The sequence below is a fragment of the Microcoleus sp. B3-D7 genome (assembly GCF_036705305.1).
In the GTDB taxonomy this organism is placed as follows: domain Bacteria; phylum Cyanobacteriota; class Cyanobacteriia; order Cyanobacteriales; family Microcoleaceae; genus Microcoleus.
Map to the genome: position 1 here is coordinate 158433 of NZ_JAUBUE010000006.1, position 13728 is coordinate 172160.

At 46.9% G+C, this 13728-nt stretch carries 10 protein-coding genes; 4 read left to right on the forward strand and 6 right to left on the reverse strand.

What is annotated here, in order from left to right:
- The coding region (locus QUB25_RS07100) for a Calx-beta domain-containing protein (RefSeq protein ID WP_333182524.1) at nucleotides 1–806 on the forward strand (806 nt) is incomplete at its 5' end.
- A 459-nt stretch (nucleotides 807–1265) separates the two neighbouring features.
- On the opposite strand, the gene QUB25_RS07105 is transcribed toward QUB25_RS07100, so the two are convergent.
- A complete protein-coding gene (locus tag QUB25_RS07105) occupies nucleotides 1266–1859 on the reverse strand; it encodes a DUF4129 domain-containing protein (RefSeq protein WP_333037269.1) in 594 nt (197 codons plus the stop codon).
- A 488-nt stretch (nucleotides 1860–2347) separates the two neighbouring features.
- Between QUB25_RS07105 and QUB25_RS07110 the strand changes: the two genes are divergently transcribed.
- The 3 genes from QUB25_RS07110 (at nucleotide 2348) to QUB25_RS07120 (ending at nucleotide 6595) form a co-directional block, all read left to right on the forward strand.
- Nucleotides 2348–4075, forward strand: a complete 1728-nt coding sequence (locus tag QUB25_RS07110) for a diflavin flavoprotein (protein WP_333182525.1) — start codon at nucleotides 2348–2350, stop codon at nucleotides 4073–4075.
- A 152-nt stretch (nucleotides 4076–4227) separates the two neighbouring features.
- Nucleotides 4228–4857 (forward strand): hypothetical protein, encoded by a 630-nt coding sequence (locus tag QUB25_RS07115; protein ID WP_333058905.1) that lies wholly within the window; start codon nucleotides 4228–4230, stop codon nucleotides 4855–4857.
- Nucleotides 4850–6595, forward strand: a complete 1746-nt coding sequence (locus QUB25_RS07120) for a diflavin flavoprotein (RefSeq protein ID WP_333058906.1) — start codon at nucleotides 4850–4852, stop codon at nucleotides 6593–6595. Before QUB25_RS07115 ends, QUB25_RS07120 begins: the two co-directional genes overlap by 8 nt.
- Before the next feature lie 97 nt (nucleotides 6596–6692).
- Here QUB25_RS07120 and pgsA read toward each other — a convergent pair whose 3' ends face one another.
- The 5 genes from pgsA to QUB25_RS07145 form a co-directional block, all read right to left on the reverse strand.
- Complete coding sequence (gene pgsA, locus QUB25_RS07125; RefSeq protein WP_333182526.1) at nucleotides 6693–7211, reverse strand: CDP-diacylglycerol--glycerol-3-phosphate 3-phosphatidyltransferase; 519 nt, start codon at nucleotides 7209–7211, stop codon at nucleotides 6693–6695.
- Between the two features lie 208 nt (nucleotides 7212–7419).
- Entirely contained in the window at nucleotides 7420–8265 is an 846-nt protein-coding gene (locus QUB25_RS07130) for an ADP-ribosylglycohydrolase family protein (RefSeq protein ID WP_333182527.1), read from the reverse strand.
- A gap of 83 nt (nucleotides 8266–8348) precedes the next feature.
- The gene (locus QUB25_RS07135; RefSeq protein ID WP_333182528.1) at nucleotides 8349–9014 is read right to left on the reverse strand and encodes a sugar transferase; all 666 of its coding nucleotides are present in this window, start codon (nucleotides 9012–9014) and stop codon (nucleotides 8349–8351) included.
- A gap of 319 nt (nucleotides 9015–9333) precedes the next feature.
- Entirely contained in the window at nucleotides 9334–11238 is a 1905-nt protein-coding gene (locus QUB25_RS07140; protein WP_333182529.1) for a hypothetical protein, read from the reverse strand.
- 143 nt (nucleotides 11239–11381) lie between these two features.
- Entirely contained in the window at nucleotides 11382–13691 is a 2310-nt protein-coding gene (locus QUB25_RS07145; protein ID WP_333182530.1) for a hypothetical protein, read from the reverse strand.
- Nucleotides 13692–13728 lie beyond the last annotated feature (37 nt).

The following is a 13728-nucleotide window of genomic DNA, read 5'->3' on the forward strand; positions in this document are numbered from 1 at the left end:
CGGCGGAATCGGTGAATTTGGTGCTCTTCGGTGGCAATGTCGGCAGTAGTCCATCAATTTTGACGATTAATGATGTGGCGACAACTGGGACGACGCCGACGCCGACGCCAACTCCGACGCCAACTCCGGCGACAACTCCGGCGCCAACCACGTATTTCTTCAGTGCGGCTAATTACAGCGTCAACGAGGGCAGCACTGCGCCGATTACCATCAATCGCAGTGGCAACGTTACGGCAGCGAGTGCGATTTTGTTCAGCACGGGTGACGGTAGCGCTCGGGCTACGGGAGCGGATTACAACAGTGTGAATCAAGGGATATTTTTTGCAGCCGGACAAACTAGCGCACAAGTTCCTGTTCAAACTTTATTTGACAGTCTCGCGGAGCCTACTGAAACGCTGAATTTGTTCTTGAGTGGTGGCAGTTTGGCTAGTCCGTCACTGGCAGTTTTGAGCATTATCGATCCTACTGCTGTCGCTCCGACTTCCTTCTTTTACGGTTCGTCTCCCGATCCTATTACTGATGGTGGTTCTGGAACTTTTACAATTAATCGGACTGGCAATACTTCGGTTTCGGCTTCGGTCGACTATTTGATTGCTAATCCTAATCAACCTATGAACACCATAGACTACAACATTAATCCATTGGGGAGTTTTACTGGAGGCACGGTTAACTTTAATCCCGGTCAAACTAGCGTTAGTCTGACGATTACCAATCCTGTGGGTTTCACTGGTGGGTCGGTGGGTTTAGGCTTTGGCCCAGGTGCGAATGTCGGCAATCCGGGATTCACTACAATTACTCTGATTTAAGGCTATTAGTAGGGCGAGTAATCCTTGCTATACTAATATTTCCTGCAAGTAGTGAAATGCTTTTTATCAGTCTGGCTCCTCACTACAGCTTTTTTCAAGAAAGTGAGGTACGCGGGTAAAATCTTCGCTGTGTGACAGTCGCTGGCACCGACAACTAATGGGATTCACCTACAGGGCTGATTGTGGGCGACATCGACCCGAATCCCATTGCTGGTGCTAGTTTTATGGCTTTCAATCCATTTGCTACTCCGGTCTGATAGCACTCTTTCAAGCTCGTACTCTTAGATGCTACGCGCGTTATTCGAGTACGACCTTGAACCCTTGTAGATTGAATGAAGTAGATTGCAATTGGCTATTAAGTGGGGGTTTTTGAGATTGTCGGTTTGTGGTAATTATTGTTGGTAAAACCAGACCATAAAATTATCGATTGGATATTATTGTTTTTTTGCGTTTACCTACTTAATCCTTAATTTGTTGATAAGCTTGCTGACACTGTTCAAAAGTTGAGGCGGAAGCTTCTGTATTCCCGAAATATAGTTGCTGATGTATTGTTATCACAGTTTCGTAAGGCACTGGCTGGGGTAATTGCTGGATTAATTCCAAATATTCGCCATCAGTGCGACTGGGTTGGTGAACCACGGTTCCCGCATCATTTAACCGCTGCAACACCGCCATGTAAAGACAGCGGCAAGCTTGGCGGTATTTCCCTTGTTGCTGCAAATTTTGCGATCGCAACAACCACTCTGCTACCGACAAATCGTTAATGGTTTTTTTCGCACTTCCATCAGTTGTTTGATTCCTCTTTTTGAAATTATGAATATAAAAACGTAACAGTTGCCAAATCTGCCAACTCGCCCAGACTGCGAGCAATGCTAAGATTAACCAAAAGGTGGCTTTAGCGATCGCCCCTAAGATGGGGGAATCAAACCAAGATGGCAATTTGACATTCGGTATATTTTGGGCAGTTTTTAGTTCCCACCACTCCTGCAATCGCTGTTGCGACTGTCCTAATTGCCAACCAAAATTAGTTTTCTCAAAGGAACTTTCAGACATAGCTTTACATCAATGAGTAATTTTTTGATTGCGGATTGGAAAATTTTTTCTTCTATCATTATCCCCAAATTCCCGACTTCTTAAAGACATCGGGGATAAGAAAGCGCGATCGCATTTTACGTTTGATTAGGTTGACTTAAATGCCGAGTTATTGTCCCTAATCCAAATCGCCGCGCGATCGAGAATCGCATTTGATCGCATTTGACTGATAGTCTTCTACAGAGGCGATCGCCCAACCGATCGAAATCAGTTTTATTACCACAGAACTCTGTTTTTTGTCAACTATTTATAGACCCAAAATTGATTTTATTGAATTTTCCTTCTTCCTCAAATCCGTTATATCCCGATTCAGTGCGCGTTGCCGAACTGCCTTATGCCATAACTTTTGGGATACTTAACAGCCTCATAAGAAATTTTATAAAGATTTACAAAAGAAACGTGTCAGAATGAAGACAATAAGGTAATGGGTAAAAGACAAGGAGGCACTGATGGTAGCGCTGACTGAACGAGTCCAACGCAGATTGACGGTGGAAAAAGTCGAAATTGCCCCTGATACAACGGCAATTCGATGCCTGGACTGGGATAGAGACCGCTTTGACATCGAATTCGGACTCAAAAACGGTACAACTTACAACTCATTCATCATTCGCGGTGAAAAAACCGCCCTCGTCGATACCTCGCACGAGAAGTTTCGCCAACAATACATGGATACTCTGACGGGGGAAATTGACCCGAAAGAGATTGACTATCTAATTATCAGCCACACCGAGCCAGACCACAGCGGTTTAGTCAAAGACGTGCTGGCGCTGGCACCCCAAGCGATTGTCGTGGGGGCGAAAGTAGCAATTCAATTTTTAGAAAACCTTGTACACCAACCATTTGAGCGATTGGTAGTAAAAAACGGGGACAAACTAGATTTAGGAAACGGCCACATTATCGAATTCGTATCGGCGCCGAACTTACACTGGCCCGATACTATTTTCAGCTACGACAGCAAAACTCAAGTGCTGTTCACCTGCGATGCTTTCGGGATGCACTACTGTTCCGACAGCACCTTCGATGACGATTTAGCAGCAGTTGAGGAAGATTACCACTTTTATTATGAGTGTTTGATGGCTCCCAATGCTCGATCGGTACTCGCTGCGATGAAGCGGATGGCAGAATTGGGAGAAATCGGTACAGTTGCGACCGGTCACGGCCCGCTGCTGCGGCACAATGTGGTGGAGCTTACCGGACGCTACAAAAAGTGGAGCCAAGCGCAAGCTAAGGCAGAAACCACTGTAGCGGTATTTTACACCTCCGACTACGGATTTAGCGATCGACTCAGCCAAGCGATCGCCCACGGTATCACCAAAACCGGTGTCGCTGTGGAAATGATGGACTTGAGAATCGCCGACTTACAAGAAGTTGCGGAACTTGTCGGTAATGCTGCCGGCATCGTAATTTGTTCGCCACCGAGTGGCGGTACTGCTGCGGTGAATGCCGAAGCCGCAATCAACACAATTTTAGTTGCAGCTAACAACAAACAATCTTTCGGTTTGTGCGAATCTGGCGGCGGCGATGACGTATCTATTTACCCGCTGCGAAACAAGTTCAAAGAGTTGGGTTTAAAAGAAGCATTTCCCAACATTTTAATTAAAGAATCACCGACAGAAGCGAGTTATCAACTTTGCGACGAAGCCGGCACCGACTTGGGACAGTGGCTGACGCGGGACAAAGCAGTCAAACAGATGAAATCCCTCGACAGCGACCTCGATAAAGCTTTGGGACGAATCAGCGGCGGACTGTACATCATCACCGCTCAAAAAGGTGATGTTAGCGGTGCGATGCTAGCTTCTTGGGTAACTCAAGCTAGCTTTAAACCGCTGGGTTTAACAATAGCAGTTGCGAAGGATCGGGCGATTGAATCGATGATGCACGCGGGAGATAAATTTGTTCTCAACGTGCTCGAAGAAGGCAATTATCAAACTTTGATGAGGCACTTTTTAAAGCGTTTTGCTCCTGGTGCCGATCGATTTGCCGGAGTTAAAACTCAACCTGCAACCAACAGTTCTCCGATTTTGACGGATGCTTTGGCGTACATGGAATGCCAAGTAGTCAGCCGGATGGAGCTTTCGGATCATCATATCGTATATGCGATCGTCGATAGCGGCCGCGTATCCAATCCCGATGCACTGCCGGCAGTTCACCACCGCAAGGTCGGAAATCATTATTAGGTAGGAAGTTCGGGTGCTTATGCGGCATCTTACCTACGCAAAAACTCTCAACGTGGGGTGCTTATGGCGAACCTTACCGGCAGCTAAACTTACGGTGCGCCATAAGCCTTTTCTTACCTTTTGCTTCTCCATTTTCACTAGGGGAATTGCCAATGCCTGCCAATCTTTTAGAAGACCGAGATTACACAATTATTATTGCCAGAAGCGATGCCAGCAGAGACCCTCAACATCCTTGGTATGAGGAATGGGTAGAAGCACAGGCATCTCTGATCGACTTAGCAAAAAAATGTCAGCAATTTGACAGCGACGGCATCACTCTTTACGAAGCTTCTACTCCTATGTGGAAGTATAAAAATTCCAATGTTGCCCGGTTAGCTGAAATTTTGCAGCGACAAAATACGGAACCGGATTCAGCAAAGCCGACTACAATTCATTTGGAAGAAGCTCTGAAAGCAACTTTTAGCGATTATTTCGCAAACAAAACAGATGGCAAAGGGAAGAAAGGAGCAATAATTGTTGCAGTCCTAGATCAAAAACCAGAAAATACCGCTGCTGTCGCTGAAATTATTGTAAGTGCGGCCAATAAAATAGAGAAAGATGAAGAAATTGGAGTGAGCTTTATCCAAATTGGGGATGATTTGAAAACCCGGGAATTTCTGACTGACCTGGATACCAATTTACAGGGTAGAGGTGCAAAGTTTGACATTGTAGATACCAAGTTTTGGCACGAAATCAAAAGAAGTTCTGTAGTTCAGTTTCTCATAGGTGCAATTAATGACTAACACTTTGACTCCAAGACTGGCTTCTGATACCAAACCCCGCGACGTGCAGTTTATCCCGATCGCACTCGATACTTTTATTGTGCGATCGCGCACTTGGGACAGACTCAAATTTGAAGTCGAGTATTCGCTGCAAAAGGGGACGACAGCCAATAGCTATATTATTCAAGCTGACAAGACTGCTTTGTTCGACCCGCCGGGGGAATCTTTTACTGAAAATTACCTGGAATTTTTGCAGAAACGGGTGGACTTGACCAAGCTCGATTACATAATTTTGGGGCATTTCAATGCTAACAGGTCAGTAACAATTAAAGCTCTGTTAGACTTAGCTCCTGAAGTAGCTTTGGTGTGCACTAATCCCGCCGCAATTAGTTTGCGGGCCGCTTTCCCCGACCAAGAATTAAACATTATGATCGTTCGGGGAGAAGAAACTCTCAACTTAGGAAAAGGTCACGCCTTAAAATTCATCGCGACTCCAACTCCCCGTTGGCCCGATCAACTTTGCACCTACGATCCGCACACTCGAATCGTGTTCACTGACAAACTATTTGGAGCTCACGTTTGTGGCGACCAAGTATTCGATGAAGGGTGGAGCGTTTACAGCGAAGATCGGCGCTATTATTACGATTCCCTGCACGCATCTCAGGCAAAACAAGTGCTGACGGCAATGGATAAATTCGCCGATTTACCAGCAGCATTTTATGCTCCCGGTCACGGCCCGATTGTCCGTTACGGCCTTAATGAACTGAGCAATTTGTATCGAGAATGGAGCCAGCAACAAAATTCAAAAGACTTGACAGTTGCTTTGATTTATGCTTCTGCTTACGGAAATACGGCTACTTTAGCCCAGGCGATCGCCAGAGGAATTACGAAAGCCGGCGTTGCGGTGGAAAGTATCAACTGCGAATTTGCCGAACCGGGAGAAATTAAAGAGGCGATCGAAAAATGCGCGGGATTTATTATAGGAACCCCGACGCTAGCAGGACACGCTCCGACGCAAATTCAAACGGCTTTGGGAATTGTTTTATCTACCGCAACTAAGAGCAAATTAGCGGGGGTTTTCGGTTCTTTTGGCTGGAGTGGAGAGGCGATCGACTTAGTGGAAAACAAGCTGAAGGATGCTGGCTATAGAATTGGATTTGAGCCGATTCGAGCCAAATTTAAGCCGACGGCGGCGACGATTCACGAGTGCACAGATGTGGGAACAGATTTTGCTCAAGCTTTGATTCGATCGCAAAAATTGCGGGCACCGAAACCGCAGTTAGCAGCAGGAAGCGATCGCACTGAACAAGCAGTAGGGAGACTCGTTGGTTCGCTGTGTGTAGTCTCGGCGAAGCGGGAGGATGTCACCAGTGCGATGCTGGCTTCCTGGGTGTCGCAAGCAACTTTTAATCCGCCCGGTGTGACGATTGCGGTGGCGAAAGATCGATCGATCGAATCTTTGATGTATGCCGGAGATAAATTTGTGCTCAACATCTTAGCAGAAGGGCGACAGTTGCGGAAGTATTTCATGAAAAACTTTGCTCCGGGAGAAGACAGATTTGCCGGAGTCGAAACAATGGAAGCTAGCAACGGCTGTCTCGTTTTGACTGATGCTCTAGCTTATCTGGAATGCCAAGTGATAAGTCGGATGGAATGCGGCGATCACTGGGTAGTTTATGCGGCGATTGACAACGGTCATTTGCTGCAAAATGACGGGGTGACAGCGGTGCATTACCGGAAATCGGGGACTCATTATTAAGCTAGGGCTAGGACACGGCATTGCCGTGTCCATACAAATATATCGAAGTTTTTATCTGGGTTAATCCGCGTTCATCTGCGGTTTAAATAAAACCGATTTACTGGTCCTCGGCAGTCTTTTCCGGCCAGAGATAAATAGCGCCAGAAATCAAAGTTAAAGCCACAGAAATCCAAAAAGCAATTACTGCAGGAAAATTCCACGCTTCAGACAAAGGAGCAATTAAAAGTGCGATCGCCACAATTTGACTTACCGTTTTCAACTTCCCCCAAATATTAGCTCCCGAAATCGTAGTTTTATTAACACGCCACCCCGCAATTGTCAACTCCCTGCCCAAAATCAAAAACACCCCCCAAGCCGGGACTCTGCCCAACTCAATCAACACTAAAAGCGGCGCGAGGACCAACAATTTATCCACCAAAGGATCGAGGAACTTACCCAAATCGGTAATTTGATTCAGCTTCCTAGCCAAATAGCCGTCCAGCCAATCAGTAGCTGCAGCTACCACAAAAATTGCGGTGCAAATCCAGCGGCTTTGCCCGCTTGGGTCGTACAAACCGTAGAGCAGAAAAGGCACTCCCAGCAAGCGAGAAAAAGTAATCAAATTAGGCAAATTCATAATAGATAGGGCTAAGGTTAACTGGAACATTAAACAAAGGTATGTAGTTGCGCTTTAGCGCTCTTTCCTAAGCTAAGAGCGCTAAAGCGCAACTACATACCTAAAATTTAACCCTATTTGTGACACTTGGTCTTAGTCCTAATAGAAATAAGTTCGACCACAAAGCAGTGTACGGGATTTAACGGATATAACATATCTCATGAAGAAGTCAGAAGTCGATCGCGCAATTCATTAACTGTCGATCCAGTTCTATGATATAATCTCTGCCGTAAGATTGATTTTCTAATCCTTGTACCAGATTTTCTGGCAAGTCTTGGGCAATTTCATTGCTACAGGAACCAGCAGCTAAAGCAATAGTTGCTACCGTATCAACATCTCCCGAAAAAGCAATGCAATCTTGGAGCAGTTTGCTCATACTATCATTTCGCATGACCGCAGTAATAGCTGCTCTAACACAGTCCAAACCTTTAACGCTGACTTCTCCTTGCCAAGGTATCGACCACTCACCAGCGACGTGCCTTTCTAGAAAATTTCCCAAATTCTTCTTTAAACCTAGCTGATAAATAAAGTAATGGGACATCAAAGCAACCGCTATAGCTGCTTTAATGCCATCAGGAGTATTGTGAGTAATTGCAGCTTGAATGGTAGCATTTTCAATGACTTTTTCAATAGTAGGAAAAATGCCGATGGGGCCTGCTCGCATCGCAGAGCCGCTTTTATCGCTAGCGGAGTGAATTTTTTCTAAGAATTCTTTTCCGTCTTGAACTTGTAGCAAAAAATTGTAAAATTTGCCAGCATAACCAAATCGCCGATCGCGCTGAAAAGCTGCAACAAATTTGCTGGCTAAAAGTTCCGGCGTCCAAGGTTCTCGGCTGACGATAGCTTCTGCGACGGCTAAACTCATCTGCGTATCGTCTGTGTAGCATCCAGGCTGGATGTCGTGACGGGGATGCTTGATGTAACCGTTGAGATTGTTGTACATTTCGATCGTCTGCTGGTCAACAAATTCAAAACCCGCACCGTAAGCGTCACCAATCGCTAATTCTATTAACATATATTTAATCCGTTTCCAACTATTTCATCCCGTGTTTTTTCCTAAAATTTTAAATCCAAAAACAACCCAAAACAGCAAGTCTATTAACACGCACCGTTTTTACTCAAGACAACCAAAATTGTTTTGCAAATCAGAGTGATGTCGTAGACAACAGACCACTTGCCCTGATAGTCGAGATCCATGCGCACAATCTCGTCAAAGTCTTTAACTCTAGACCGTCCGTTGACTTGCCACTCCCCAGTCAAACCGGGTTTGACATTTAAACGTTGCCAGTGGAACTCGTCATAGGCAGCAACTTCATCAGGAGTTGGCGGCCGAGTTCCCACCAAACTCATGTCGCCAACTAACACATTCCAGAATTGAGGTAACTCGTCCAAACTCGTGCTCCGCAAGAAGCGGCCGACGCGGGTAATTCGCGGGTCATTTTCATTCTTAAAAATGTGACCCTTGGCTTGATTGCTAACTAAATGTTTAAGATTTTCTGCACCGACAACCATCGATCGAAATTTCCATATTCTGAAATGTCGCCCTTTGAAGCTGCAGCGGACTTGACTGTAAAGCAGCGGGCCCGGATTGTCCAACAGCATCGCCACTGCCACCGGCACCGCCACCACAGCAGCAATTGCCAGTCCCAGCAGCGCACCCAAAATATCGATCGACCGTTTTACCTTGCTCGTTACGGAGCGGTGATGCTGTTGTTTTGATACACAGACTTTGTAAGTATATTCTTGAAAAAATAAGGACAGCATTTCTGATAATGATGATTTCGACGAGGCACCCATCGGAAATTTCATGTGATTTGTCTCAAGTTTAACGATCTCTTACGTCCATCTTATTAGCCATCTCAAATCTGCAGAACCTGAAATGCTGAGCTTTGCACAATCTTTAAAAACCAATAACACTTTTATAAAGTTTCTATGTATTTTTTATAAAAACGTATAAAGTTTATGTAAACTTACGTACATTTACAGAAAAAAGTTAGTCCTGGACGCAAAAAAACCTGGTTTCGACTAGGACTCTTCCCGGAAGACAGGGAGGATTCTACTGAGAAACCGGGTTTTTTGCCGTTTAGCGATAAATATCAGTGCGAACATCCCAAGCAAGTGTTAGCGGCTCTAACAACTTTTGCTGGCTGCTAGAGGCGAGTTTGCCTAAATATTCGCGAACAACAAAGGCGTGTTCGAGATTCAACCGATAACCCCGTGAGACATCTTCAAAGAAAAGTGGCTCAGCCCAAATTGCTTCCCAATCAGGATTTTGCCTCGACTCCTCGGCCAGCAGCATGAAATCTTCCTCCGCAGGCACAAGTCCCGCCGGCAAACTTCCTTCCAAAATCCGCAAAATCCGGGGTTCGCAGGTACGGGTATTCACGCCCTGGCGTTCCAACAACTGCAAAATTTCCTGAAAGCTCAAAGTTTCCCCGCCCAAAACCTTCATTAATTCCCACAGCAGAAAAAAGTCGCTGTACTGCTGTTGCGACACATCCAAAATGTGAGGATAGAGAGCCAAACTCGCCAACCCGCAGGCAACTCGACCAAATTTTGGGGGGGAATTTGTACTTTGAGATACAGAATTTAATGCAGAATTATCAATCTCAAAAATATCTCGATCGACCTGCAATTCGTGGTCTTGAACCACGATCGCATTCGGCAGCTTCTGCCGCAACCAGCGGGCGATCGCAGGCCAAGCACCCATACCCCCCGCACAAATCGCCTGATTAATCCCCGCAGGCGACATTCCCGCGCGGCTGAGCAAAGCATTCAATTCACGATTCAACTGCTGCACAAAAGGCACTAAAACCAGACTTTCCAATTCTTTGCGCTTCACATCCCAATGCTGCTGGCCAATATCCAAAGCAAAACTTTTTTGATGTTGCAAAATAACTTTTATTTGCTTTGCTGCTTCTAACAATTGCAGGCCAAAAGCAGAACCTTGTAACCGCTGCTGCAATTGATAGCGGCTCGGCAAATCTGGATGCCCCGGACGTGGCAAATCGATCGACATTCCCCAAGTTTCATTTTTAGCCAACAACTGACAGATAATATCCTGATCGAAAGCATCGCCCGCAAAACCAAAACTCTCGCAAGTAAAATCAGCACGAGTTAAATCTTGAAGATTGGACGGCAACTCAACTAAAGCTAATTCCACCGTCGCCGCCCCCGCATTCAAAATCAAAGTTCCTCCGCTAAAAGACGAAGCATTCACAGTCAGCGGTGCAGCTTCTTCACCGCCCTTAGTAGAATCCACGGCTGACGACTCGACTTCCATGCCATTTTTCACAGGAGTTACAGCCGCAAGCAAAGTGGCGATCGCATCTTCCACCACAAAAATTTGCGAACCAGAAGCCACCAGAGACGCGCCCAAAACCGCCTCCCGCAGATTAAACATATAAACATCCGACCAGCCCGCAGGAGTCCCCAAAATTACACCCTGCAAGTCTAAAAGCGCCGCATCGAGAGTTTCTGGCGTTAGTCCCGAAGCCCTACAAATTAAATTGGAAACTGGCAATCCTGCAAAAATCGTCCTTGGTGCAGAATCCAAAACTTCCCCCGATCCGTCAAATTTTTGTCCCCGCAAACTCGGATTCAAAGTAGCCAGCAGCGCCCGCACACATTGCAGTGGCAAGGCGATCGAAAAAGCCTGCAAGGGCGACCACTGCAACAGCGGTTCGTACATCCCAGCAGCCTCCCGCTGATAAGGAATGCCCACCTTTAAAGGCCATTTAAAATTTTCCAGTAAAAATTCTCCTGCAGGCAAAGCCTGGGGTCGGAATCCCACCGACTTGACTGTCACGTCTGACCCTGGGCTTCCTGGGGCTGTTTCCGCCAGCACCGCAGCCGAGGGAATCCGAAAGCTGGCGTCTGCTGTGAAACCCTCAGCCTGCGATGCTTCCCAGTAAATCGGGTGCAATTCGCCCCTGGTGCGATCGAGCAAAGCCGCAGACAGGCCGCTGGAACCAAAATCAATGCCCAAATACCAGCTAGAATTCCGGCGTTCTCTGGATGGGGCGATCGCACCTGCTGCAGAATGCCCAGCCGAGTCTTGCTGCTGTGTCCCGGCAAACTCGCTAAAATCGGTTTTCCCCTCAACAACTCCTGCTTTACTCTCTGTCGAAATTAGGTTTTTTTTTTACTTTCTGGAGGACTCGATCCCAGTTCGTTAGTTTCGGCAGTTTCTGCAGGGGGAGAATCAGTCAAAGGTCGATCGGTCTCGCTCAAACTAGCCAAAATCTCGTCTAGGGTCAAATTCGAGTCGTCTTCCTCAGCAAACAAATCATCCTCAAGTTCGTCTTCCAAAACAAAGGGTTCATCATCCGAGGAGAGTTCCAACACATCGGAGAACAAATCCTCCAGCGTGCCGAGTTCTTCCTCTGCCGCCTCCGCAAAGGGATTGTTTGCAATGCCTTCGGGGGGACTCGCCGATAAATCCAAGTTGTTAGCGGCTGAGAAATTCGATCGCCCGAAGCTAGTATTTTCCAATCCCTCCAGATTGTAGAGGTCTGCCTCCAAAAGTTCCAGAGTATTGTTGTCCAAATTTAGAGCTCGATCGAGGTCATCTTCTAATGCCTCGACAGGCAGCAAATCCTCGTCCGGCGAAGCTTGGATGTACCCATCATCAAGCCGTTGCGAGGATGAGTCGAACTCGCCAGTTTGAACGTCACCGGCACTCGGGACACGGGACTCGGCACTGGGGAGGTTTGGGCTAATTTCGGCAGGCGTTCTCAACGGCAAAGCTGCTGATTGAGGGACAGTAGCGCCGAACTGCTCGCCTCGGTTTTGAACCGTTTCTAGATTTTCTCGATCGTCCGCGTCAATTTGCAACTCAGCAGTTGAGGGTGGTGCTGCTGAAACTTGAGGTAAGGTTGCCACTTGCGGTTCAAATAAATCGGCACTATCTAAAGTTAAAGCGTCTACAGAATTACCCATTACAAAGTCTGAATCTTCATCTACTAAAATCTCTTCCAGAGATTCGCCTTCCTCCAGCAAATTTACAAACAAATCTTCGGTCATTTTTAGCGACTCGGCAGCTTCCTTATCCGTCGCTGATTGATATTCTACGCCTTCACTTTCTGTCTCAATTACAGTATTCTCTACCGGGAAAGTTTCGCTTTGTAATTCTACTTCAGGAACCGCTTCTCCCGCGAACAAACTTGCATACAAATCCTCAATTTCTTCGTCTTTTTCTGTTAACCTATTCTCAGATTCACCGCCAGTAAATCGAGTTGCATTTCGAGATATTTCTGGTGTAGAACCCAACAAATTATCTTCCAACTCCGGGAGCAAAATAGGGGATTGAATGCGGTCGCGTTCGCGCCTCAACTGTCCGTATTGCGGAGAAATTTCTGTACCGGCGTAGGGAAATCTGTCTTGTTCTCCGAATTCACCGGTGCGAATTTCCTGCACCGAGTCTCCCGTCTGAGTCTCTGCGGCTGAGTGCTCGATCGCAGTATTTGAAAGGGCGGGAGCGACAGAAGATTGATCGGCTGCGGTTGGGGTGACGGTTTCGAGATTATTTGCTAAATCGATCGGCTGTTGAACGTAGGAAGACGCTTCTCGCCCCAACTGTGACGCCAAGTGGTTGACCAAAGCCGCGAACATCGCCTCGCTCTGCTGGCTCAAACCGTACATATTTTCGAGTTCTTGTCTCAAGGAAGCTTGATAGCTTTGCAGATTTGCTTGCAAAGCCTCGAACACGATAGCCATCCTAGAATCGAGACTCATCAGCAGACTGTCAGCATGAGATTGGAACAGTTGCATTTGCTCCAACCTCTGAGCCGGCGTCAGCAGCGGGTGTTCTTCTGAGGTTTGTCGGTTAAGTGTTACGTCAATAGCCGATTGTTCATCAGGCGCACTGCCCAAAGAGTATGGTGCTGCGCTGCTTTGCAATAACTGATTTTCTAGGGAACTTAGAATTTGAGAGAAATCGCTAGTCAAGGTTTCTTCCAAGCGGGCAGTCAGTACCTGCAAGAATTCACCAATGATTTGCTGTTGGTTGGCTTGTTGCTGAGCTAGGGATTGTTGCTGCTGCCGTTTTGCTTCTAGCTGTTTGATTTCTTGAATTAGAGCTTGCTGCTCTTGCCGCAGAGCTTCTATGTCTTCTTGCAGCGGCCCTGTCAGGCTGGAACGCAGGTGGCTGATTTCTCCGGTTACGGCAAGCATGATTTGCTCTGCTGCTGAGGGGCGAGGGGGGGACAGAGGCACTTTGGGAACTGGAACTGGTTCGGGGCGGACATTTGGGCGCGCGGGGGCCTTTGGGGCTGTTAGCTTTGAGTCTGAGGAAACCAGATAAGCACGAACTCGCTCTAAAAGTTGGCGCTGGTGGACAGTATCAAGAGAACCCGTCCAAGGCAAGCGGGGTGCGGGCTTACTGAGTACCTCGTCTATCTCAGCAATCAGTGCTTGAATTTTGTACTTCTGAGAATTCAAGGGCGGAACCTCTGGGAATGCGGCTTGGGAGAAACTT